Annotated in this window: 19 protein-coding genes and 1 pseudogene; 13 read left to right on the top strand and 7 right to left on the bottom strand. The window is 61.0% G+C overall.

The genetic code is table 11. The features are described from left to right. Positions 1-45 precede the first annotated feature (45 nt). Positions 46-1,263: a bifunctional glutamate N-acetyltransferase/amino-acid acetyltransferase ArgJ gene (argJ, locus tag PSEUDOMOFG3G_RS03940; protein WP_047227084.1), complete on the bottom strand. Its 1,218-nt coding sequence runs from the start codon at positions 1,261-1,263 to the stop codon at positions 46-48. A 122-nt stretch (positions 1,264-1,385) separates the two neighbouring features. Continuing rightward, a complete protein-coding gene (secA, locus tag PSEUDOMOFG3G_RS03935) occupies positions 1,386-4,121 on the bottom strand; it encodes a preprotein translocase subunit SecA (RefSeq protein WP_047227085.1) in 2,736 nt (911 codons plus the stop codon). 307 nt (positions 4,122-4,428) lie between these two features. Here secA and PSEUDOMOFG3G_RS03930 point away from each other — a divergent pair, with 307 nt between their 5' ends. Next, positions 4,429-4,884, top strand: a complete 456-nt coding sequence (locus PSEUDOMOFG3G_RS03930; RefSeq protein ID WP_047227086.1) for a DUF721 domain-containing protein — start codon at positions 4,429-4,431, stop codon at positions 4,882-4,884. A 341-nt stretch (positions 4,885-5,225) separates the two neighbouring features. Here PSEUDOMOFG3G_RS03930 and PSEUDOMOFG3G_RS03925 read toward each other — a convergent pair whose 3' ends face one another. Further along, positions 5,226-6,713 (bottom strand): helicase HerA-like domain-containing protein, encoded by a 1,488-nt coding sequence (locus PSEUDOMOFG3G_RS03925; RefSeq protein WP_139049275.1) that lies wholly within the window; start codon positions 6,711-6,713, stop codon positions 5,226-5,228. A gap of 187 nt (positions 6,714-6,900) precedes the next feature. On the opposite strand from PSEUDOMOFG3G_RS03925, the pseudogene PSEUDOMOFG3G_RS28295 reads away from it, so the two are divergent. From PSEUDOMOFG3G_RS28295 to PSEUDOMOFG3G_RS03905, 5 genes and pseudogenes are all read left to right on the top strand, one after another. After that, positions 6,901-7,932: pseudogene (locus PSEUDOMOFG3G_RS28295) on the top strand (cache and HAMP domain-containing protein); the annotation flags it as partial. A gap of 93 nt (positions 7,933-8,025) precedes the next feature. Further along, positions 8,026-8,790, top strand: coding sequence for a methyl-accepting chemotaxis protein (locus PSEUDOMOFG3G_RS28290; RefSeq protein ID WP_373685063.1), 765 nt, complete (start codon positions 8,026-8,028; stop codon positions 8,788-8,790). A 185-nt stretch (positions 8,791-8,975) separates the two neighbouring features. Then, complete coding sequence (locus tag PSEUDOMOFG3G_RS03915; protein WP_047227089.1) at positions 8,976-10,097, top strand: glycosyltransferase family 1 protein; 1,122 nt, start codon at positions 8,976-8,978, stop codon at positions 10,095-10,097. A gap of 16 nt (positions 10,098-10,113) precedes the next feature. Beyond that, positions 10,114-10,881 carry a DUF2334 domain-containing protein gene (locus PSEUDOMOFG3G_RS03910; protein ID WP_139049387.1) on the top strand — a complete coding sequence of 256 codons (768 nt, stop codon included), beginning with the start codon at positions 10,114-10,116 and terminating at the stop codon, positions 10,879-10,881. Then, positions 10,878-11,873: a lysylphosphatidylglycerol synthase transmembrane domain-containing protein gene (locus PSEUDOMOFG3G_RS03905; protein ID WP_139049273.1), complete on the top strand. Its 996-nt coding sequence runs from the start codon at positions 10,878-10,880 to the stop codon at positions 11,871-11,873. Before PSEUDOMOFG3G_RS03910 ends, PSEUDOMOFG3G_RS03905 begins: the two co-directional genes overlap by 4 nt. Positions 11,874-11,880: 7 nt before the next feature. On the opposite strand, the gene PSEUDOMOFG3G_RS03900 is transcribed toward PSEUDOMOFG3G_RS03905, so the two are convergent. Together PSEUDOMOFG3G_RS03900 and purU are read right to left on the bottom strand one after the other, a co-directional pair. Further along, entirely contained in the window at positions 11,881-12,072 is a 192-nt protein-coding gene (locus PSEUDOMOFG3G_RS03900) for a hypothetical protein (protein WP_047227092.1), read from the bottom strand. Positions 12,073-12,130: 58 nt separating this feature from the next. After that, a complete protein-coding gene (purU, locus tag PSEUDOMOFG3G_RS03895; protein ID WP_092393378.1) occupies positions 12,131-12,979 on the bottom strand; it encodes a formyltetrahydrofolate deformylase in 849 nt (282 codons plus the stop codon). A 303-nt stretch (positions 12,980-13,282) separates the two neighbouring features. Here purU and mvaT point away from each other — a divergent pair, with 303 nt between their 5' ends. Beyond that, positions 13,283-13,660 (top strand): histone-like nucleoid-structuring protein MvaT, encoded by a 378-nt coding sequence (mvaT, locus tag PSEUDOMOFG3G_RS03890; RefSeq protein WP_047227094.1) that lies wholly within the window; start codon positions 13,283-13,285, stop codon positions 13,658-13,660. 93 nt (positions 13,661-13,753) lie between these two features. Here mvaT and sbcB read toward each other — a convergent pair whose 3' ends face one another. Further along, the gene (gene sbcB / locus PSEUDOMOFG3G_RS03885) at positions 13,754-15,181 is read right to left on the bottom strand and encodes an exodeoxyribonuclease I (RefSeq protein ID WP_047227095.1); all 1,428 of its coding nucleotides are present in this window, start codon (positions 15,179-15,181) and stop codon (positions 13,754-13,756) included. A gap of 635 nt (positions 15,182-15,816) precedes the next feature. On the opposite strand from sbcB, the gene PSEUDOMOFG3G_RS03880 reads away from it, so the two are divergent. The 6 genes from PSEUDOMOFG3G_RS03880 (at position 15,817) to PSEUDOMOFG3G_RS03855 (ending at position 22,748) form a co-directional block, all read left to right on the top strand. Next, the gene (locus PSEUDOMOFG3G_RS03880) at positions 15,817-16,542 is read left to right on the top strand and encodes an RDD family protein (protein ID WP_139049272.1); all 726 of its coding nucleotides are present in this window, start codon (positions 15,817-15,819) and stop codon (positions 16,540-16,542) included. Then, positions 16,539-17,513, top strand: a complete 975-nt coding sequence (locus PSEUDOMOFG3G_RS03875) for a stage II sporulation protein M (protein ID WP_076383679.1) — start codon at positions 16,539-16,541, stop codon at positions 17,511-17,513. The genes PSEUDOMOFG3G_RS03880 and PSEUDOMOFG3G_RS03875 overlap by 4 nt, the downstream gene beginning before the upstream one ends. Then, complete coding sequence (locus PSEUDOMOFG3G_RS03870) at positions 17,500-19,038, top strand: DUF4129 domain-containing protein (protein WP_139049271.1); 1,539 nt, start codon at positions 17,500-17,502, stop codon at positions 19,036-19,038. Before PSEUDOMOFG3G_RS03875 ends, PSEUDOMOFG3G_RS03870 begins: the two co-directional genes overlap by 14 nt. Beyond that, positions 19,035-20,198: a DUF4350 domain-containing protein gene (locus PSEUDOMOFG3G_RS03865; RefSeq protein WP_139049270.1), complete on the top strand. Its 1,164-nt coding sequence runs from the start codon at positions 19,035-19,037 to the stop codon at positions 20,196-20,198. The genes PSEUDOMOFG3G_RS03870 and PSEUDOMOFG3G_RS03865 overlap by 4 nt, the downstream gene beginning before the upstream one ends. Next, entirely contained in the window at positions 20,195-21,199 is a 1,005-nt protein-coding gene (locus PSEUDOMOFG3G_RS03860) for a MoxR family ATPase (RefSeq protein WP_047227100.1), read from the top strand. The genes PSEUDOMOFG3G_RS03865 and PSEUDOMOFG3G_RS03860 overlap by 4 nt, the downstream gene beginning before the upstream one ends. 217 nt (positions 21,200-21,416) lie before the next feature. Continuing rightward, positions 21,417-22,748 (top strand): DUF58 domain-containing protein, encoded by a 1,332-nt coding sequence (locus tag PSEUDOMOFG3G_RS03855; RefSeq protein WP_139049269.1) that lies wholly within the window; start codon positions 21,417-21,419, stop codon positions 22,746-22,748. A gap of 16 nt (positions 22,749-22,764) precedes the next feature. On the opposite strand, the gene PSEUDOMOFG3G_RS03850 is transcribed toward PSEUDOMOFG3G_RS03855, so the two are convergent. Then, positions 22,765-23,578 (bottom strand): hypothetical protein (locus PSEUDOMOFG3G_RS03850; RefSeq protein WP_171061323.1); only part of this gene is annotated, 814 nt, incomplete at its 5' end.

Here is a 23,578-nt window from a genome sequence, read left to right as displayed (position 1 = left end):
TGGGAGCGAGCCTGCTCGCGATGGCAGCAACTCGGTCCCGAACTGTTAAGTCCGATATTCCGCGTTAATCTTCACATACTCGTGGGACAGGTCAGTCGTCCAGATCGTTTCGCTGCAATCACCACGTCCCAGCTCGATACGAATGGTGATTTCTTCCTGCTGCATCACCGCCGCGCCCTGGGCCTCGGTGTAGGTGGCGGCGCGTGCGCCCTGGCTGGCGATGCAGACTTCACCGAGGAACACGTCGATCTTGCTCACGTCCAGGTCCGGCACACCGGCACGGCCGACGGCGGCGAGGATCCGGCCCCAGTTCGGGTCGGAGGCGAACAGCGCGGTCTTGATCAGCGGCGAGTGCGCCACGGTGTAGCCGACATCCAGGCATTCCTGATGGTTGCCGCCACCGTTGACCTGCACGGTCACGAACTTGGTCGCGCCTTCGCCGTCACGGACGATGGCCTGGGCCACTTCCATGCAGACTTCGAATACCGCCTGCTTCAGGGCGGCAAACAGCGCACCGCTGGCTTCGGTAATTTCCGGCAGGTCGGCCTTGCCGGTGGCGATCAGCATGCAGCAGTCGTTGGTGGAGGTGTCGCCGTCGATGGTGATGCGGTTGAACGACTTGTTGGCGCCGTCGAGCATCAGGTCTTGCAGCACCTGCCGGGAGACTTTGGCGTCAGTGGCGATGTAGCCAAGCATGGTCGCCATGTTCGGGCGGATCATGCCGGCGCCTTTGCTGATGCCGGTGACGGTGACAGTCACGCCATCGTGCTGGAACTGGCGGCTCGCGCCTTTGGGCAGTGTGTCGGTGGTCATGATGCCGGTGGCGGCAGCGGCCCAGTTGTTTTCCGACAGGTCATCCAGAGCGGCCTGCAACGCGCCTTCGATCTTCTCGACCGGCAGCGGTTCGCCGATCACCCCGGTGGAGTACGGCAGCACCTGGCTGGCGTCGACGCCGGTCAGCTCGGCCAGCTTGGCGCAGGTGCGTTCGGCGGCGGCCAGGCCTGGCGCGCCGGTGCCGGCGTTGGCGTTACCGGTGTTGGTCAGCAGGTAACGCACCGGCCCCTGCACGCGTTGCTTGGCCAGGATGACCGGCGCGGCGCAAAAGGCGTTGAGGGTGAACACGCCGGCAACCGTCGAGCCTTCGGCGCAGCGCATGACCACGACATCCTTGCGCCCTGGGCGCTTGATGCCCGCCGAGGCGATACCGAGTTCAAAACCGGCAACCGGGTGCAACGTTGGCAACGGACCAAGACCAACAGCCATGAATGCGCTCCTAAATAGATAAATCGACACCGCCTTAATCGAGACGGCGAATCAAAATGGCAAAACGCCGCGACGGCTGAAAGCCGGTCGCGGCGCGGGTCGTTCAGCGCTTGAAACGGGTGTTACTGAATCTGCCCGTGACAATGCTTGTATTTCTTGCCCGAACCGCAATAGCACAGCTCGTTGCGGCCCAGCTTCTGCTCGTTACGTACCGGCGCGGTCGCCAAGGCAACATCCACCTCGGCGCCCTCCTCCTGGGCAACTTCCAGGCCTGGGGCCGGGGCGTGCTCGAACTGCATGCGCGCGGCCAAGGCTTCGGCTTCCTGACGCAAACGGGCTTCTTCTTCGGCCGGGTCTTCGCGGCGAACCTGAACGTGGGACAACACGCGGATCGAGTCGCGCTTGATCGAATCCAGCAACTCGGAGAACAGCGTGAACGACTCGCGCTTGTACTCCTGCTTGGGGTTCTTCTGGGCATAACCACGCAGATGGATACCATGGCGCAAGTGATCCATGGTCGACAGGTGGTCTTTCCACAAGTCGTCCAGCACCCGCAGTACGATCTGCTTCTCGAAGGAGCGCAGCGCTTCTTCGCCGGCTTGGTCTTCTTTCTCGTTGTACGCGGCGATCAGTTCGGCCAGCAGCTTCTCGCGCAGGGTTTCTTCGTACAGGTGATCGTCTTCGTCCAGCCATTGCTGGATCGGCAACGCCACGCCGAAGTCGCTCTGCAAGGCAGCTTCCAGACCGGCGACATCCCACTGCTCAGGCAGCGACTGCGGCGGAATGTGGGCGCTGACGGTTGCGTTGAGCACGTCCTGGCGGAAATCTGCGATGGTTTCGCCAATGTTGTCGGCGGCCAACAAACTGTTACGCATGTGATAAATCACTTTACGCTGTTCGTTGTTAACGTCGTCGAACTCCAGCAATTGCTTGCGGATATCGAAGTTGCGGCCCTCGACCTTGCGCTGGGCTTTCTCGATGGCGTTGGTGACCATCCGGTGTTCGATCGCTTCGCCCGGCTGCATGCCCAGGGCCTTCATGAAGTTCTTCACCCGATCAGAGGCGAAGATACGCATCAGGCTGTCTTCCAACGACAGATAGAAGCGGCTGGAACCGGCATCGCCCTGGCGACCGGCACGGCCACGCAGCTGGTTGTCGATACGACGCGATTCGTGACGCTCGGAAGCGATCACCTGCAAACCGCCGGACTCGAGCACCTGTTGATGACGCTTCTGCCAGTCGGCCTTGATCTGCGCGATCTGCTCGGGAGTCGGGTTTTCCAGGCTGGCGACTTCCACTTCCCAGTTACCGCCCAACAGGATGTCGGTACCACGGCCGGCCATGTTAGTGGCAATGGTCAGAGCACCCGGGCGACCGGCCTGGGCGATGATCTCGGCTTCTTTTTCGTGGAACTTGGCGTTGAGGACCTTGTGCTCGATACCTTCCTTGGTGAGCAATGCGGACATGTGCTCGGAGGTTTCGATCGTGGCAGTACCCACCAGGATAGGACGGCCCTGGGCCATGCATTCCTTGATGTCGGCGATGATCGCCGCGTATTTCTCATCGGCGGTGAGGAACACCAGGTCGTTGTAGTCTTTACGGGCCAGCGGCTTGTTAGGCGGGATCACCATCACTTGCAGGCCGTAGATCTGATGGAATTCGAACGCTTCGGTGTCGGCGGTACCGGTCATGCCGGACAGCTTGTTGTACAGGCGGAAGTAGTTCTGGAAAGTGGTCGAGGCCAGGGTCTGGCTTTCGGCCTGGATGTTCAAACCTTCCTTGGCTTCAATGGCCTGGTGCAGGCCTTCGGACAGACGACGGCCCGGCATGGTCCGGCCGGTATGCTCATCCACCAGCACGACCTGGCCGTCCTGGACGATGTACTCGACGTTGCGATGGAACAGCTTGTGCGCACGCAGGCCGGCATAGACGTGGGTCAGCAGGCCCAGGTTATGGGCCGAGTACAGGCTCTCGCCCTCGGCCAGCAGGCCGACGCGGGTGAGCATTTCCTCGATGAACTGGTGACCGGCTTCATTGAGTTCGACCTGACGGGTCTTCTCGTCGACCGTGTAATGGCCGGCCTTGGTCACTTCACCCTCGACTTCTTCGACGTGAAGTTCCAGCTGCGGGATCAGCTTGTTGATCTCGATGTACAGCTTGGAACTGTCCTCGGCCTGACCGGAAATGATCAGCGGGGTACGGGCTTCGTCGATGAGAATGGAGTCGACTTCGTCGATCACGGCAAAGTTGAGTTCACGCTGGAATTTTTCATCCATGCTGAACGCCATGTTGTCGCGCAGGTAATCGAAACCGAATTCGTTGTTGGTGCCGTAGGTGATATCGCAGGCGTAGGCGGTGCGTTTTTCTTCCGGTGGCTGGAACGGCGTGACCACGCCGACCGTCAGGCCGAGGAATTCATACAGCGGGCGCATCCAGTTGGCATCACGGCGGGCCAGGTAGTCGTTGACCGTCACCACATGCACGCCCTTGCCGGACAGTGCATTGAGGTATACCGCCAGTGTCGCCACCAGGGTCTTGCCCTCACCGGTACGCATTTCAGCGATCTTGCCTTCGTGCAAGGTCATGCCGCCGATCAACTGAACGTCGAAGTGACGCATGCCCATCACCCGCTTGCCGGCTTCACGGGCAACCGCGAAGGCTTCGGGCAGGAGCTGGTCAAGGGTTTCCCCCTTGGCAATGCGGTCCTTGAATTCGGCAGTCTTGGCGCGTAACTGATCGTCCGAAAGGGCCACCATTTGCTCTTCGAAGGCATTGACGATCTGTACCGTCTTGAGCATGCGTTTGACTTCACGCTCGTTCTTGCTTCCAAAAAGTTTCTTTAACAAAGGCGCAAACATATCGGCAGGATCTTCCACACTAAAGGGATGGAGGGCGGCCCCGTGAGTCGCCCGTGCAGCCCTCATGGCCGCATGCGAACGAGCATTCTACCCGGAAACGATGGTGAGGAAAGTGGCGTTATTCCACGATGCTGGCACAGCGCTGTGACGGGGCCTCCCTAAAATAAGGGCTTTTGCGGGAACTTCAACCCACAAACGAGAGAAGTTATTCATTGATTGCGCGGACAAGGGCGCCCGTGGCGAGCGGTCGCGGCGCACTCGGCGCTTTCTGCTACCATGGTGCCTCTGTCACTTGCGGTATTCGTTCATGGCCTTTCGCCCTCTTCCAGCCAAGGTTCCCGCCGTTCTGCTGCGCGAAGCCAAACCGCTGAAAGCCATCTTCGGCCACGCCAAACGACTGGGTCACTTGCAGCGCCTGCTGGACAGCCAATTACAGCCCGCCGCTCGCGAGCACTGCCACGTGGCCTCCTGGCGCGAAGGCAGCCTGCTGCTGATCGTCACGGACGGTCACTGGGCCACGCGCTTGCGCTATCAGCAAAAACGCCTGCTGAGGCAATTGCAGGCGTTCGAGGAATTTGCCGGCCTGACGCGGATTCTGTTCAAGGTACAACCGCCCACGGTGCAAGTCGCCGTCAAGGGGCACACGCTGGACTTGTCCACCGACGCAGCCGCCACCATCCAGGCCACGGCGGATGGCATCACCGACCCCAACCTGCGGGCGGCGCTGGAGCGGTTGGCGGCGCATGCGCGGCCCAAGGACTGACATCCAGGTCGCCAGTTGAATCGCTATCGCGAGCAGGCTCGCTCCCACAGGGGATCTTCAGTGAACACAGACTTTGTGTACGACACAGATCAATTGTGGGAGCGAGCCTGCTCGCGGTAGCGGCAGATCAGTCGGTACATTTGGCGCCCGTTGAATCGCCATCGCGAGCAGGCTCACTCCCACAGGGGATCTTCAGTGAACACAGATTTTGTGTACGACACAGATCAAATGTGGGAGCGAGCCTGCTCGCGATAGCGGCAGATCAGTCGGTACATTTGGCGCCTGTTGAATCGCCATCGCGAGCAGGCTCGCTCCCACAATGTTGAACTGTGCCGAGCCGGTTATCGGCGCTTTTTGCTCCCCAGCAACGACCCCATCAACCCACGTACCAGTTGCCGTCCCAACTGATTGGCGGCCTGGCGCATTGCCGATTTCAATGCCTGGCCAGCCGCCGTACCGAGAAATTCCCCGGCCTTGTCGGTGAAACTCGGTTCTTCAGCGCTCGCCTTGCCCTGTGCCTCTTCGGTCTGAGGCTCCAAGCCCTTGCGCCCCATCAGCACTTCATAGGCCGACTCGCGATCAATGGGTTTGTCATAACGCCCTTGCAAAGGGGAACGGGCGATCAGCCCGGCGCGCTCAGCGTCGGTCAACGGCCCGATCCGCGATTGTGGCGGCGCCACGAGCACACGCTGGACCATTTGCGGCGTGCCCTTTTCCTGCAAAGTGCCCACCAAGGCTTCGCCAATACCCAGCTCGGTCAGCACTGTCAGCGCATCGAATTGCGGGTTGGGCCGGAAACCGTCCGCCACCGCCCGCAGGGATTTCTGCTCCTTGGTGGTGAAGGCCCGCAAGCCGTGCTGGATGCGCAGGCCCAACTGCGCCAGCACGTCGTCCGGCAAGTCTCCTGGCGACTGGGTCACGAAGTACACCCCCACGCCCTTGGAGCGAATCAGCCGCACCACTTGCTCCAACCGCTCTTGCAACGCCTTGGGGGTATCGGCAAAGAGCAGATGGGCCTCATCGAAGAACAGCGCCAGCAGCGGTTTGTCCGCGTCGCCGCGCTCGGGCAATTGCTCGAACAACTCGGCCAGCAGCCAGAGCAGGAACGTTGCGTAGACTTTTGGTGCTTCATGCACCAGACGGCTGGCGTCCAGCAAATGGATAGGGCCGCGGCCGTCGCTGGCCGGTTGCAGGATGTCCTCAAGCTGCAAGGCCGGCTCGCCGAACAGCGCATCCGCGCCTTGTTGCTCCAATGTGGCCAAGCGCCGCAGCAATGCCTGGCTGGAACCGGTGGTCATCAAAGCGGCGTCGTCCCCCAGCAGCTCAGGGTTGTCCCTGAGGTGATTGAGCAGCGCCTTCAAGTCCTTGAGATCCAGCAGCAACAGGCCTTCGCGGTCGGCAACCTTGAAGGCCGCGTACAGCGCCGATTGCTGACTGTCGGTGAGTTCCAACAGGCTGCCGAGCAACAGCGGGCCCATTTCACTCAGGGTGGTGCGCAGCGGATGACCGGACTTGCCATGAATGTCCCACAAGGTCACCGGATAAGCCTGGGGTTTGTGGCCGAGCCAGGACATGCCGGCGATACGCTCGGCGACTTTGCCTTGGGGGTTGCCGGCGGCGCCGAGGCCGCACAGGTCGCCCTTGATGTCTGCGGCGAATACCGCAACGCCGGCATCGCTGAACGTCTCGGCCAGGCGTTGCAAGGTGACGGTCTTGCCGGTGCCGGTGGCACCTGCCACCAGACCATGACGGTTGGCCAGGCGCATGGCCTGGGCGATGGGTTGGCCGGCAGGGTCGGCGCCAATAACAAGTTGCGATGAGTCAGGCATTTCGTCACCTGTGGTTAATCTATGGCCTTGCATGGCCGATATCTAAAGCGACAGACCCTACTGAAACAAGGTCGGATAATTCCCTAAGGAGAGGAGGAAATATCAGCTTTTTTTCACTATGAAGCCATTTTTGCGCGCTTATATATAAGCACGCTTAGCGTATCAAGACCTTAGCGGACCCCGTGCCATGAATAAAAACCTGCGCTTTAGCCATAAAATTCTAATAGCCGCCGCGCTCATCGTGATTGCAGCCTTCGCTTCCTTCACGACCTACAACGATTACCTGCAACGCAATGCCATCCGTGACGACCTGGACAGCTACCTGCATGAAATGGGTGCTGTCACGGCAAATAACATTCAGACCTGGCTGACCGGCCGCATCCTGCTTATCGAGAACCTGGCCCAGAACATCGCCGTCACCCCCGACCCGAGCAGCGTCACCCACCTGCTGGAACAGAAAGCGCTGACCTCGACCTTCATGGCGTCCTACCTTGGCGATGCCCAGGGCAGTTTCATCATTCGCCCCGATGCGAAGATGCCTGACGGTTTCGATCCGCGCGTACGTCCTTGGTACAAAGGCGCACAAAGCAGCAGCACCTCGACCCTGACCGAACCCTACATCGACGCTGCCAGCGGCGGGCTGATCATTTCCATCGCCAGCGCCTCGAAAAACGCCACGCAAAATGTCGGTGTCGTGGGCGGCGACCTGAGCCTGCAGACCATTGTGGACAACCTCAAGACCGTGAATTTCGACGGCATGGGGTATGCCTACCTGATCAGCGCCGACGGCAAGATTCTGGTACACCCGGATAAAGCCCTGGTCATGAAAACCCTGGCCGAAGCCTACCCGACGAACACCCCGAAGATCAGCGACCAGATCAGCGAAGTCGAAGTCGATGGCCAAACGCGCATCGTGACCTTCACGCCGATCAAGGGCCTGCCCTCGGTGAACTGGTACGTCGGCGTGTCGGTGGACAAAGACAAGGCCTACTCGATGCTCAGCGATTTCCGCACCTCGGCCGTCGTGGCGACGGTCATTGCCGTGGCGTTCATCATTGCGCTGCTGAGCATGTTGATCCGCTTGCTGATCCAGCCGCTGCATGTGATGACCCGGGCGATGGAAGACATTGCCGATGGCGACGGCGACCTGACCAAACGTCTGACGATCCAGAATCAGGACGAATTCGGCATTCTGGGCACGGCGTTCAACCGTTTCGTGGAACGTATCCATAATTCGATCCGCGAAGTGTCCTCCGCCACCGAACACGTCAACGAAGTCGCCTTGCGGGTGGTGAGCGCGTCGAACTCCTCGATGGTCAATTCCGACGAGCAGGCCAGTCGCACCAACAGCGTGGCCGCGGCCATCAATCAATTAGGCGCTGCTGCTCAGGAAATCGCCCGCAATGCAGCGCAAGCTTCCCATCAGGCCAGCGACGCCCGTGGCCTGGCCAAGGATGGTCAACAAGTGGTGGATCGCAGCATTGCCGCGATGAATCGCTTGTCCGACTTGCTGAGTGCCTCAAGCAGCAACGTTGAATCGCTGAACAGCAAAACCGTGAACATTGGCCAGATCCTGGAGGTGATCACCAGCATTTCCCAGCAAACCAACCTGCTGGCCCTCAATGCTGCAATTGAGGCAGCCCGGGCCGGTGAGGCCGGGCGCGGGTTTGCCGTGGTGGCCGATGAAGTGCGCAACCTGGCCCACCGCACCCAGGAATCGGCGCAACAGGTGCAGACCATGATCGAGGAGTTGCAGGTCGGCGCCCGGGATTCGGTCACGACCATGAACGACAGCCAGCGCCACAGCCAGGAAAGCGTGGAAATCGCCAACCTGGCCGGCGAGCGCCTGAACAGCGTGACCCAGCGCATCGGTGAAATCGATGGCATGAACCAGTCAGTGGCCACCGCCACCGAGGAGCAGACGGCCGTGGTGGAATCCATCAACGTGGACATCACCGAGATCAACACGCTGAACCAGGAAGGCGTGGAGAACCTGCAATCGACATTGCGCGCCTGCTCAGACCTTGAGCAGCAAGCGGCGCGGTTGAAGCAACTGGTGGGCAGTTTCCGCATCTGACGTCATCGCCAGCAGGCTCGCTTCCACGGGGTTTTGTGCACAACACAGATCCATGGTGGGAGCGAGCCTGCTCGCGATAGGCCCCTCTCAAACGACACACCGCTGACAGACATTCCGCCGCCCACAACCCCAACCGAACATCTATTCTTACTAAAGGTCAACAAAGGAGAATACAGACCGGAGGGATGTTCATCGTGCACATAGCGGACATAACCATGTTCTACGCCCCCGCCAGCGGCGGCGTGCGCACTTATCTGGATGCCAAGCACCGGCGCCTGAGTGATCGGCCCGGAATTCGTCACAGTCTGTTGATCCCTGGCGCGCATCTGAGCGAGCACGACGGGATCTATAAGGTTCCGGCCCCCGCCCTGCCTTTCGGCAAGGGCTACCGCTTCCCGCTTCGCCTGGCGCCCTGGCGCAATGTCCTGCGTGATTTACAACCGGACCTGATTGAAGTCGGCGATCCCTACCTCACCGCATGGGCTGCCCTGGATGCCCGGCGCCAGCTCGATGTGCCGGTGATCGGTTTCTATCACTCCGACCTGCCGCTGCTGGTCAGCAACCGCATGGGCAACTGGTTCACGCCCAACATCGAAGCCTATGTCAGCAAGTTGTACGGCAATTTCGACCGGGTCCTGGCGCCGAGCCAGGTCATGGCCGACAAGTTGATCGGGCTGGGGGTCAAGAACGTCTACGTGCAGCCTTTGGGCGTGGATCTGCAAACCTTCAACCCCGCCGCCCGCGACCCGGAACTGCGTGCCGAACTGGGAATTGCCGAAGACACGCGCCTGCTGATTTTCGCCGGTCGCGGTTCCAGGGAAAAAAACCTGCCGGTGCTGCTCAAGTGCATGAAACGCCTGGGCGAACGTTACCACCTGCTGCTGGTGGGTTCGTCCATGCCCGCCGTGGTGCCGGACAACGTTACGGTGGTCGATGAGTTCTGTCCGGCGCCGCAAGTTGCCCGGCTCATGGCCAGCGCCGATGCCCTGGTGCATGCCGGTGACCAGGAAACCTTCGGCCTGGTGATCCTCGAAGCCATGGCCAGCGGTATCCCCGTGGTGGCGGTGGCGGCCGGGGCCTTCACCGAAATCGTCCACGAAGACTGCGGCCTGCTATGCACGCCCGACAATCCACAGGCCATGGCCAACGCCGTGCGGCAGCTGTTTGCCGAAGGCTGTCAGCGACGCGGTGTGCTGGCGCGCCAGCACGTTGAGCGTCACTACGCCTGGGACTCGGTGGTCAACAGCCTGTTGGGCCACTACCACAGCGTCCTGGGTGAACAACTGCCCCTGTTGGCCAATGGTTGAGGTGAAGTCCGTGTCGATGAATCAATCGCCCAGCCTACTGTTGGTGCTGCATGACGTGGCGCCGCAAACCTGGCCCGACTACCAGCCCTTCGTCGAAGCTGTCGACGCCCTCGGCCAGGTGCCAATGACCTGGCTGGTGGTGCCGGACTTTCACCACGCCAACGCGCTGGAGGATCACCCAGGTTTTCGGCGCCTGCTCGACAACCGGGTCGAGCGCGGCGACGAATTGGTGCTGCACGGCTACTACCATTGCGACGACGGTCCGCCGGCGACTCATCCCAAGGACTGGTTCATGCGCCGGGTGTATACCCACGAAGGCGAGTTTTACAGCCTGTCCGAGGAGGCGGCCCTCGCCCGCCTGCGCGCGGGTGTCGAAACCTTCCAGCGCTATCAGTGGCCACTGGAGGGTTTCGTCGCTCCGGCCTGGCTCATGAGCGAAGGCACGCGCCAGGCACTGCGCCAGTTGCCACTGAGTTACACCAGCGATCCCCAGCATCTCTATCGCTTGCCGGACTTCACCCCGATCGACGCTCCGGGACTGGTATGGAGCGCCCGCAGCGCCTGGCGCCGTGGCCTTTCCAAAGTCATCAATGATCAACGTGAACAGCGCTGGCGTCAGGCGCCAGTCATTCGCCTTGGCCTGCATCCCGTCGACATGCGCCATGGGTTCTCCCGGGATTATTGGTTGCGCACCCTCGAACGTCTGCTCAACGACGGCCGCGTGCCGATGACCAAGGTCCAATGGCTGGCGACCCAGGGCCTGCGGGTCAGCGACGCGGCATGAAACGGCTGATATGGCTGGGCGCCGCCTTGCTCTTGGCGCTACTGGTGCCGTGGTTGATGGGTGGCGGGGAGATGTGGTCGCGGGTGCAGCGCTTTCCCTTGTCACTGCTGCTGACCATGCTCGGCATGATTGTCCTGTGCTGGGGCTTGAACTCCGTGCGCCTGCGTTTGCTGCTGGGTGAACACCGCGGGCGCGTCGGCCGGCTGAAAAGCATTGGCGTCGTCATGTCTACCGAGTTCGCCATGTGTGCCACGCCCGGCGGCAGTGGCGGGCCGCTGACGCTGATGGCGTTGCTGGCGCGCAACGGCGTGCGTCCGGCCCATGGCAGCGCGGTGTTTGCCATGGATCAGTTGAGCGATCTGCTGTTTTTCCTCTGCGCCTTGGTCGGCATCCTGTTTTATGCCTTGTTCCAGAACCTGAGCCAGAGCATCGAATGGATGCTGGCATTGAGTGCCTTCTCGTTGTTTGGCGGACTGTTCGGCTGCGTGCTGGTGGCCCGCTACCACCGCAAACTGATTCTGCTGGGCGCTCGGTTATTGCGACATCTGCGGGTAAAGACCGCCACTCGCCAACGCTGGGGACGCAAGATCCTGCACTTTCTGGCGGCATTTACCGACACCCTGAAATTGCCCCGTCAGACCCTGTTCCAGGTCTTCGGCCTGACCTGCCTTCACTGGGCCCTGCGCTACAGCGTGTTGTATCTGGCGTTGAGAGGACTGGGGGCGGATTTGCAGTGGGCCTGGAGCTTTCTGATCCAGATGCTCTCCTTGAGCGCAGGGCAGTTCAGCCTGCTGCCCGGTGGCGCCGGGGCGGCAGAGTTGACCTCGGCGGCGCTGCTGGCGCCCATGGTGGGCAAATCCACGGCGGCAGCGGCGATTCTGATCTGGCGGGCGGTGACCTATTACTTTTATCTGGTCGCCGGTGGCCCCGTGTTCTTTTTGATGGTCGGGCGACCATTGATCAAGAAACTGATCAAGCTGCGACAGGCGTGACTCCTATTTAGACTTCACCGCTTTCAGGCTTTGCAGGCGCTGGTTCGTCCTCGGGGTGCATTTGTTTCCACAGTTGCGCAGCGTCGGGAAACTCCGTGCCATCCTCCGGGCTCAACGCTTCAGGATCGTAACGGCTCAGGCACCCCTCACCCAGGGTCGCCGGGGCTCGGGAGGTGGCTTTGTCCAATGGATCGGTCATGGCGAACCTCATGAAAAAAGGGCCTGGTGATCACTCGCCCAGGCCCTTTGCAGTGTAGTCAGAACACCACGGTCTTGTTGCCGTGCACCAGCACTCGGTCTTCCAGGTGATAACGCAAGCCGCGCGCCAGTACCATTTTTTCCACGTCACGGCCGAAACGCACCATGTCTTCGATGCTGTCGCTGTGGCTGACGCGCACAACGTCCTGCTCGATGATCGGCCCTGCGTCCAGCTCTTCGGTCACGTAGTGGCAGGTGGCGCCAATCAGCTTCACACCCCGCATCGAGGCCTGGTGATACGGCTTGGCACCGACAAACGACGGCAGGAAGCTGTGGTGGATATTGATGACCTTGTGCGCGTATTCGCTGCACAAGGAAGGCGGCAGGATTTGCATGTAGCGGGCCAGCACCACCACCTCGGCGTCGTGCTGTTTGACCAGCCGCGAAACTTCGGCAAACGCCGGCTGCTTGTCCTGTGGGTCGACCGGAACGTGGTAATAAGGGATACCGTGCCACTCCACCATGCTGCGCAAGGCGTCATGGTTGGAAATGACACAGGCAATGTCGCAATCGAGCTCATCGCTGTGCCAGCGGTGCAGCAAATCTGCCAGGCAGTGAGATTCTTTGCTGGCCATCAGCACCACGCGTTTTTTTTGCGCGGTATCGGTGATTCGCCAGTCCATCGAAAACTCTTCGGCAATCGGTGCGAATGCCTCACGAAAGGCTTCGATGCCGAAGGGAAGCGAGTCGGCACGAATTTCGTGACGCATGAAAAACCAGCCACTGTGAGTGTCCGAGTGATGGCTCGCTTCAGTGATCCAACCATTATGGGACGCCAGAAAATTACTGACCTTAGCAACGATGCCGACGCGGTCCGGGCAAGCGATCACCAGCCGAAAAGTGCGCATTAGGGGAACTCCAGAACTTCACAAAGGCGGCCATTCTAGCCATTGCGCGGCAAAACTGCAGTATCGATGACACGCCGCGCACATTTGTCTGCCCGGGCAGCAATGGGCCGGACCTTTGGCAACACGCTATATTTGTGAGCAGATGTGAAGACTGTGTTTCAGTATTTAACTGCAACGCCGTTTTTGCGAGGCTGCACTAATTAATTAAATAAAACATCGGTTAAATGTTTACTTGATGAAACTGTCTGATTACTATTGCCTCACTGTCTCCTTGTCACCCGCGTCCTACATAAGGTAGTCCTCATGTCCTTGATCAATGAATACCGCAGCACCGAAGAAGCAATCAAAGAACTGCAAGAACGCCTGAAAGCTCTGTCCAAAGACGACAAGCTGCAGAAAGAACTGGAATTCGAAGGCAAACTGCGCACGCTGATGGGCGAATACCAGAAATCGCTGCGTGACATCATTGCTATGCTGGATCCAGAAGCCAAATCGAGCAAGGCAACCCGTGGCGCCGTAAAAACTACCGGCACCAAACGCGCTCGCAAAGTTAAGCAATACAAAAACCCGCACAACGGCGAAGTCATCGAAACCAAAGGTGGCAACCACAAGACTCTGAAAGAGTGGAAAGCCAAGTGGGGCGGTGACGTGGTTGAAGGTTGGGCAACCCTGCTGGGCTAAGCCTCACCGGTTCGCGCCGCTTTATGCGAACAGAATAACGCCAGCGATTGCTGGCGTTTTTTTATGCCTGCGATTTACCCACTTCATCGCCACTCAAAGGCTTAAACGTTTACGCAATTGCTGGCTGTAGCCCTGCCACTCTATGAGTACCTCGCGCTGCAATGGCGTGGAAACGGCCATCCATTCCTCCATCGCCTCATCAAAACTTTGCAAGGTATTAGGCGCCCCCCATTCCGGGGAGGACAAACGCTGCTGACAGAAAAGTCTCCAACGCTCCTGCTCTTCGCCGGTCAAGGTCTCAGGGAAGTTGCGCGCGCGATATCTGAACAATAACTCCGGTAAACGCTCATCATCAAAAGGCCAGTGTTCTGAAGCCAATTGAGCAGGGTCAGCCATGCGGACTTGCTCGCACAATCGACGATCGCGGTCGCCGATGAAGCCTGCGTATAACTGCTGCTCGGGATCCTCACTGGCCGTGAAATCCTCGCGACCATAAATGGCCTGAAGTTTGTCCTGCCAAACTTGCTGTGCGTCAGTTAGCCGCAGCGCACGCTCCTGATAAACGTCCATGTCCAGTTGCAGCCGCTGCTGGTCCTCGGCACGCAGCACCGAGAGCGGCGCGACCACCGGGCACTTGTTGATATGAATGAGTTTGAGAGGCACCGGCAACTCGCCTTCGAGCAGTTCTTCACGGCGGGTATACAAACGTTGCCTCAGGGTTTCAGCATCGTGGTCCAGCAAACCCAGCGGGTCCAGGTGCAAGTCACAGACAATCAGGGCATTGCGATTTTTCGGGTGCCAGGCCAATGGTAAAACTACCCCGATGTAGTTGCGCGCGGCCGAGAAACGCCCGGAAACATGCACCATAGGCTGCAACAGGCGGATCTGATCCATGACTTTCTGTTTGCTGCGCAGTTGGAACAGCCACTCGTAAAGCCTGGGTTGTTTCTGGCGGATCAGACGGGCCAAGGCGATCGTCGCGCGCACGTCCGACAACGCATCGTGAGCCTGGCCGTGGTCAATACCATTGGCGGCGGTCAGGCGCTCCAGCTTGAGGGTCACGCGGCCCTCCTCTTGCGGCCAGACAATGCCTTCGGGGCGCAGCGCATAGGCGGCGCGCACCAGGTCGATCAGGTCCCAGCGGCTATTGCCGCCCTGCCACTCGCGCGCGTACGGGTCGAAAAAATTCCGATAGAGGCTATAGCGGGTCATTTCGTCGTCGAAGCGCAGGGTGTTGTAACCGGCGCCACAGGTGCCGGGCGCGGCCAGTTGCCCGTGGATACGGGTCATGAAGTCGGCTTCAGTCAAGCCTTTGTCGGCCAGGCATTGCGGGGTAATGCCGGTGATCGCACAAGCCGCCGGATGCGGCAGGATGTCCTCGCTGGGCTGGCAATACAGGTTCACCGGCTCGTCGATTTCATTGAGTTCGAAATCGGTACGGATCCCCGCCACTTGCAAGGGCCGGTCACAACGCGGGTTGATGCCGGTGGTTTCGTAGTCGTACCAGAAGATAGAAGTCACGGGGCGTTCCTGGGTTGAAGACTGGCGAAGTCTAGGCCTTCGAGCCCACCTGCGGCCAGCGCTGCCTGAGTTTTGAAATCCAAAGGGGGATCTGAGGCGGACACCGGATCAGTGAACACCCCGATCAAAACTGTGGGAGCGAGCCTGCTCGCGATAGCGGTCTGCCTGAAACGGCAATGCTGAATGTGCCGCGGTCATCGCGAGCAGGCTCGCTCCCACAAGGGATGTGTGGCGGGTGCAAAATGCGTGAACACCGTCAATCAAAACTGTGGGAGCGAGCCTGCTCGCGATAGCGGTCTGCCTGAAACGGCAATGCTGAATGTGCCGCGGTCATCGCGAGCAGGCTCGCTCCCACAGGGGATGTGTGGCGGGTGCAAAATACGTGAACATCGTCAATCAGAACTGTGGGAACGAGCCTGCTCGCGATAGCGGTCTGCCTGAAACGGCAATGCTGAATGTGCCGCGGTCATCGCGAGCAGGCTCGCTCCCACAGGGGATCTGCTTTTGTGTTCGGGTCCTGAATCCTGTGGCAAGCCATGAAATGACATACATAGTTATGTCGTTTGCCCGCACGAAGACTGCTAGCATCGGGACCGAGACTGAACGTTCGAACCGGCCCATCACTCAGGTTGCCCATGCTCGAGAGACCAGCACTGCAAAGGAACGCGAAGCTGCCCCCGCCACTCGATACGCGGTATCAGGTTGAAACGCCCGAAGGCATCGACCTGCCGCTGCGCCCGGCGGGGTTGATGCCTCGTGCGCTGGCCTTTGCCATCGACCTGGGCATACGCGGGCTGGTCCTGGGGCTGGTGTTCATCATCCTGGCGTTTTTTGGTGAGCTGGGCATTGGCCTGGGCTCCATCCTGCTGTTCGTTGTCAGTTGGTGGTACATGGTGCTGTTCGAGGTGCTGAACCAGGGGCGCTCCCCCGGCAAGCAGATCATGGGGTTGCGAGTGGTGCAGGACGACGGCAGGCCTATCGGCTGGTCCGCTTCACTGATCCGCAACCTGCTGCGTTTTGTCGACATGCTACCCTTCGGCTACACCTTCGGGGCAATCAGTTGCCTGCAACATCCTGCCTTCAAACGCCTGGGAGACCTGGCCGCCGACACCCTGGTGGTGTATCGCGAGCAACCGGTCAAACGTCCCGCGCTGCCCCTGGCGCAGTCGATACGACCGCCCTTTACCCTGAGCCTGAACGAGCAACGCGCCGTGCTGGGTTTCGCTGAACGCCAGGCTGAACTGTCCGAAGCGCGGGTCAACGAACTGGCGAGCATCCTGGCCGCGCCACTGAACGTCCAGGCCCCCAGAGCCGTGGCCGAACTCAATGGCATCGCCCGTGGCCTGCTGGGGCCGACATGAAACAAAGCCTGTTCGAAAGCCGCCACCAAGGCGAATGGGACCGACTGTCCCGACAACTCGATCAACTGGAGCGCAGTCGTAACGTGCCCCAAAGCAGTGACTTTCCTCCTGCCTACCGCAGGCTTTGTCAGCATCTGGCGCTGGCCCAGGCACGGGGTTACAGCAGCCTGTTGGTCGACACGCTGCAGCAGTTGGCGCTGCGCGGTCACCAGCAACTCTATCGGGATCGCAGCCGGCCATCGACCGGCCTTTCGACTTTCATCCTGGCCGGTTTCCCCCGACTCGTGCGGGAACAATGGCGTTTCGTACTGGCCGCCGGAGCGATGTTCATGGGTAGCCTGATCGGCATCGGGCTGCTGGTCTATCTGTTTCCCGAGCTGGTCTACAGCCTGTTGAGCGTCGAGGAAGTCAGCCAGATACGTGGCATGTACGACCCGGCCAGCGGGCACCTGGGGCGTTCGATCGAACGGGCCGCCAGCCAGGACTGGGTCATGTTCGGCTACTACATCATGCACAACATCGGCATCGCCTTTCAGACATTCGCCAGTGGCTTGATGTTTGGCCTGGGTAGCGCGTTCTTCCTGTTTTTCAACGGCCTGACCATTGGTGCGGTGGCCGGGCACCTGACCCAGATCGGCTCGGGTGGGACGTTCTGGTCGTTCGTGATCGGCCACGGCGCCTTCGAACTCACCGCCATCACGTTGGCCGGCGCCGCCGGCCTGCAACTGGGCTGGGCGTTGATCGCACCGGGGCGCCTCACCCGAGGCGAGGCCTTGCGGATCGCCGCCGGCAAAAGTGTGCTGATGGTCGGCGGCGTGATGCTGTTGCTGCTGATTGCCGCGTTCATCGAAGCGTACTGGTCCTCCAGCGCCGTGACAGCCGCGACCAAATACACGGTCGGCGCCTTGTTGTGGCTTCTGGTGATCAGTTATCTGGTGTTTGCCGGACGGGCCCGCCATGCGTCTGAGTGATGCCACCGTGGTCATCCGCCCGCGCACCACCTGGGAAGCCATGGACCTGGGCGTGTTGATGAGCCAGCAGCATCGACGTTTGCTGATGACCAGCTGGGCCGTCATCACGCTGCCGGTGTTTGCGCTGTTGTCCCTGCTGCTGTGGGATTCGCCCTCTCTGGCGATGTTCCTGTTCTGGTGGTTGAAACCGGCCTTTGACCGTTTGCCCCTGTACATTTTGTCCAAGGCGCTGTTCGGCGAAACACCGACGCTGAAACAGGCCTTGCGCCAGTGGCCCGCGCTGCTCAAGCCCCAGTTGCTGGCAAGCCTGACCTGGCGACGGCTGAGCCTGAGTCGCAGCTTCCTGATGCCCGTGGTGCAACTCGAAGGACTCGACGGCGAGGCGCGTGAACAGCGCTTGCGGGTGCTGCTGCAACGCAACCGTGGCGCAGCGCAATGGCTGACCGTGATCGGCGTCCACCTGGAGATCGCCTTGTGGTTCGGCCTCATGGCCCTGTTCTACCTGCTCGTGCCGCAACAGGTAGAGCTGCAATGGAACTGGCAGACGCTGATCGCCGTCGCCGAGCACGACTGGTTGTGGCTCGAACACCTGATCAACTTGTTGTATCCCCTGCTGCTGATCATCTGGGAGCCGGTGTATGTCGCCTGCGGTTTCAGCCTCTACCTGAACCGGCGCACGATACTCGAAGCCTGGGACATTGAACTGGTGTTCCGACGCCTGCGCCAACGCCTGAGCAGCACCGCCCCCGCGCTGATGCTGCTGGCACTGCTGCTGGTGCCGCTGGCACCGCCGGCCTGGGCCACCGAAGACAACACCGGCCCCGACAGCCCGCGGCTGCTCAACCAACCTCTTACCAGCGAAGCCTCCAGGGACAGCATCAAGGCGATCCTCCAGGCTCCGCCGTTCAAGAACCCGGAAACGCTCACCCGCTATCGACTGGGTGAAGAAACCGCCGAATCGGCCGAGACCGACGAAGCGCCGGGCTGGCTCAAGGCATGGTTCAAATGGATCAGCGGCCAACGCTTCGACATCGCCGCCGCGCTGATCCAGATCGTACTGTGGGCCTGCCTGGTGGCGGCGATTGCCTGGCTAGCCTGGCGCTACCGGGAAAGGCTCAGGGCCTTGGTGAATCTGCGACCGACAAAACGCCCACCCGCGGCACGACCGATGCCGGCGCAGATGTTCGGTCTGGATATTCGCGAAGAAAGCCTGCCGGACGACGTGGCCACCAGCGTGGAACAACTATGGGCCGCTGACCCTCGCCAGGCCCTGGGGCTGCTGTATCGGGCCTTGCTCAGCCGGTTGCATCATGACTTTGCGCTTCCCTTGAAGCCGGCCGACACCGAAGGCCAGGTGCTGCAACGCATCGAACAGCTTGAGCATGAACGCCTGCTGACGTTCAGCCAACACCTGACTCAGCACTGGCAAAACATTGCATACGGCCATCGCCCGCCGCCACCCCATCTGCAACAGCAACTGTGCGATGACTGGCGCGGGTTGTTCGGGCCGGAGGCGTCTCGATGAATCGCCGCGCAGGGTTGTTGGTCGGCGCCGGGGTGGCCGCGCTGCTCTGCGTCTTGGGCCTCTATCTGTTCCTGAAGGCGGTGCCCTATCAGGAAACCATCGATCACGGCCCCTCCCCCGAGGCCCAGGCCAATCCCTACCTGGCCGCCGAACATTTCCTGCGCCGGCAGGGCATAAACGTCGAGCACGCCAATAATCTGGACGTCCTGCCCAACCTTGAGCCCGATCAGCGCAGCCTGCTGTTGCTGGGTGAACGCACCCACATGACCCCACGGGAAGTCGACCAGTTGATGAACTGGGCCCAGGCCGGTGGACGATTGCTGTTTGTCGCCGAAGCCTTGTGGGATAACAGTACCGCCAGCAGCGGCGACTTATTGCTGGACCGTGTGCGCCTGCGTCAATTCCTGAGCAAGGACCTCAAGGCGCCGGAGCCCGAACTCATCAAGGATCGCTACCCCAAGCTGACCAAGCTGTACCTGGAGGACGAAGAAGCACCCGCGTATGTGGGCTTCGACACCGATTTCCACCTCGAAGACCCGCAAAACCTCGCCCAGGCCTGGGCCAACAGCGCGTTGGCGACCCACATGATGCAGCTCAACCACGGCCTGGGCTCAATCACCGTGCTCACCGACGCCGAGCTGTGGAAGAACGACCATATCGACCAATACGACAACGCCTGGCTGCTCTGGTATTTGAGCGCCGACACCCACGTGACGCTGCTGTACGACATCGACCACGACAACTTGCTGGCCCTGTTGTTGCGTTATTTCCCCCAGGCCTTGGTGGCGCTGCTGGCCTTGATCGCCCTCTGGCTCTGGCGTTCGGCGGTGCGTCAGGGCCCGCTGCAACAACCGGCTCCCAAGGCGCGGCGCCAGTTGGAGGAACACGTGCAGGCCAGCGCCGGTTTTCATCTACGACACAATGGCCGTCAGCATCTGCTGCACAGCTTGCAACAGGACGTGCTGCGCCGGGCACGCCATCTGCATCCCGGTTTCGAACAACTGGCCGTGGCCGAACAGTGGCAAGTGCTCGCCCGTCTGACCCGCCAACCCACGCGGGCCATCAGCCAGGCCTTAAGCCCCCGACCGCAACAGCGCATGTCCAGCGCTGAGTTCTGCCGTCAGGTCGCCCATCTGCAAACCCTCAGGAATGCCTTATGACTGAAGAGAACGAACCTGCCGGCGGCCAGACCCACGCCGCCCAACAGCGCCAGCGCGCCAGTCAACTGGCCCAGGCTATTCGCACCGAGCTGCACAAGGCGGTGGTCGGCCAGGCCGCGGTGATCGACGATGTGCTCACGGCCCTGATCGCCGGCGGGCACGTCTTGCTCGAAGGGGTTCCAGGATTGGGCAAGACGCTGCTGGTGCGCGCCCTGGCACGCTGTTTCGGCGGCGAATTCGCGCGCATCCAGTTCACCCCCGACCTGATGCCCAGCGACGTCACCGGGCACGCGGTGTACGACCTGCAAACCGAGCAGTTCAAGCTGCGCAAGGGGCCGGTGTTTACCAACCTGCTGCTGGCCGACGAAATCAACCGCGCCCCGGCCAAGACCCAGGCGGCGCTGCTCGAAGCCATGCAGGAACGCCAGGTCACCCTCGAAGGTCGCGCCTTGCCCATCGCCCAACCGTTCATGGTGCTCGCCACCCAGAACCCGATCGAACAGGAAGGCACCTACCCGCTGCCGGAAGCCGAGCTCGACCGTTTCATGCTCAAAGTGCGCATGGACTATCCCGACGCCGACCAGGAATTGAACATGGTCCGTCAGGTCAGCCGTTCGACCCGGGCCGACATGCTCGATGTACAACCGTTGCGCACGGTGTTGCAGGCCAAGGACGTGCAAGCGCTGCAACGCATCGCCAGTGACCTGCCGATGGACGATCAGGTGCTCGACTACGCCGTGCGCCTGGCCCGCACCACCCGCAGTTGGCCGGGCCTGACCCTGGGCGCCGGGCCGCGTGCCTCGATTGCCCTGGTGCGCTGCGCCCGGGCCCGGGCATTGTTGCGCGGCGGCGAATTCGTGGTGCCGGATGACATCAAGGGCTGCGCCCTGGCCGTGCTGCGCCACCGGGTGCGGCTGGCACCGGAGCTGGACATCGAAGGGCTTTCGGTGGATCAGGTGCTGGGGCAACTGCTCGATCAAGTGCCGGCGCCGCGGTTGTGAGGAGGCGGCCTGTGCCAAGAGCACTTCTTGAGGCAAGACCGCTTTCTGTGGCGAGGGAGCTTGCTCCCGCTGGGCTGCGAAGCAGCCCCCTGGTTTTGCCTGGCACACCGCAAGGGGACGCTACGCGTCCAGCGGGAGCAAGCTCCCTCGCCACAGGAAACCTCTTGGCGGCAAACTCTTTTACCAAAGCAAATACCTTCTCCAAGGGAACGCCCCCATGAAACCCGCGCGCCTACTGCTGACCTGGCTCGCCATTCTGCTGGCCCTCGGCATCGTGCTGGGCGCGTTGCGGGCGCTGGGCGTTGCGGTTCCATCGATGTTGCTGTCGATCCACTGGGGGTTGCTGCTGGCCCTTCTGGCCCTGGCAATACTTGATGCCGTACGCCTCAAGCGCTTGCCCTCGCCCCGGGTGCAACGGCAGATGCCCGGCAGCCTGGCACTGGGTCGCTGGAGCGAAGTGCGGCTACAGATCAGCCATGACTTTGCGCAGCCGCTGAATGTTCAGGTCTTCGATCACGTCCCCGACGGCCTGGACTTCGAAAGCCTCCCCTTGTCGGTCGAGCTGCAACCCGGTCAACACAGCCAGGTTGGCTACCGCCTGCGCCCGCTCAAGCGCGGTCACTTCAGCTTTGAACACTGCGAAATCAGCCTGCCCAGCCCATTGGGCCTGTGGGCCGGCAAACGTCTGCTGGACGCCCTCGACCACACCCGCGTCTACCCGGATTTCGCCAGGCTCTACGACGGTCAACTGCTGGCGGTGGACAACTGGCTCAGCCAATTGGGTATCCGCCAGCGCCAACGGCGCGGCCAGGGGCAGGAGTTTCATCAACTGCGCGAATTTCGCGAAGGCGACAGCCTGCGCCAGATCGACTGGAAGGCCACTGCCCGCCATCGCACACCGATTGCCCGGGAGTACGAAGACGAGCGCGACCAGCAGATCATCTTCATGCTCGATTGTGGCCGGCGCATGCGCAGCCAGGACGGCGAGCTGGCGCACTTCGACCACGCTCTCAACGCCTGCCTGCTGCTCAGCTACACCGCGCTGCGCCAGGGTGACGCCGTGGGCCTGAGCACCTTCGCCAGCGAACAGCCACGCTACCTCGCACCGGTCAAAGGCACCGGTCAACTCAACGTGTTGCTCAACACCGTGTACGACCTGGACAGCAGCCAACGCCCGGCCGACTACCAGGCCGCCGTCACCCAACTGCTGACCCGGCAAAAGCGCCGAGCCCTGGTGGTGCTGGTGACCAACCTTCGCGATGAAGACGATGAGGAGCTGCTGGCCGCCGTCAAACGCCTGGGCCAACAGCATCGGGTTCTGGTGGCGAGCCTGCGGGAAGAGGCACTCGACCGCTTACGCCAGGCACCGGTGCAAACCCTGCCCGAAGCCCTGACCTATTGCGGGACAGTGGATTATTTGAACGCCCGGGCCGAACTGCATGAGCGCTTGAGTGCCCATGGGGTGGCGGTGCTGCAAGCCCGGCCCGGGGAGTTGGGGGCCGAGCTGGTGACGTTGTATCTGGGGTGGAAGAAGGCGGGGAATTTGTAGAACCTCAGAAGCGTTGTCAGACCGTACTTCCGTCGTAACGGTTACGGATCGACAAATGAAAATTATCGTCTCCAAATTCGCCTATTGAAGCCTCACCGCGTTCATCGGTGCGAATGCCGTAAGGCCCTCCGTTGACGAGTACCTCAAGCCCGGCGGCGACTTTATTCGAATACCGAGAACGGGCACGAATGCTCTTTATACGATCAGGTGGCGGACTCGTCGTTGAGCTGTCCGTATTCAGTCTCGTCGTCCAACGTTCAACCTTTACCAGGTTATTGCCCAATGACATGGCCAATACCTCAGTCGTCTCCCCCGACTCCACGGCTTCCATGTGCAAGGAGAAGTCCGCATCCTGGGTCGTATTCAAGAAATTCAACTGCCACGTCACGCCCTCCGGGCCCAGCAACTGGGGAGTGTGCAATGGGGGGGTGATCACCACACCGAGATCTGCGGCGGGCTCCCCGCTCCATACCAGTTTTACATTTTTATTCAGAAACTGGCTGGAGGAGTGCGGTCGCACGGTAAAGGTGTGCCTTGCGCCATGGCAGGGATAGGCACTGCCTCCAAAAGTCACTGGAACTTCGTCAAACGTGTTCTCAAACTCCGGCTGACTTATTTGCCCCGGCAAGGGCGGAGACTTCGGCATCCCGCTCATCAGCGGCATATCGAATTGCAAAACAAACGGGTCAATCTGGGTCTCCTGGGTGGAGATAGACCAGCTCAACGCAGTACTCCCCGCCTCCATCGCCACCAACTGCCCCAACGGCGGATCGAATACCAAACCCTGTGCTTCTTCGCCCGGCTTATATTCCAGAAGGACTTGCGCATCC

This window comes from Pseudomonas sp. FG-3G, assembly GCF_901007645.1.
Classification (GTDB): Bacteria; Pseudomonadota; Gammaproteobacteria; order Pseudomonadales; family Pseudomonadaceae; genus Aquipseudomonas; species Aquipseudomonas rhizophila.
The sequence above is the reverse complement of the archived record's forward strand: the minus strand, read 5'-3'. Positions and strand labels throughout refer to the sequence as shown.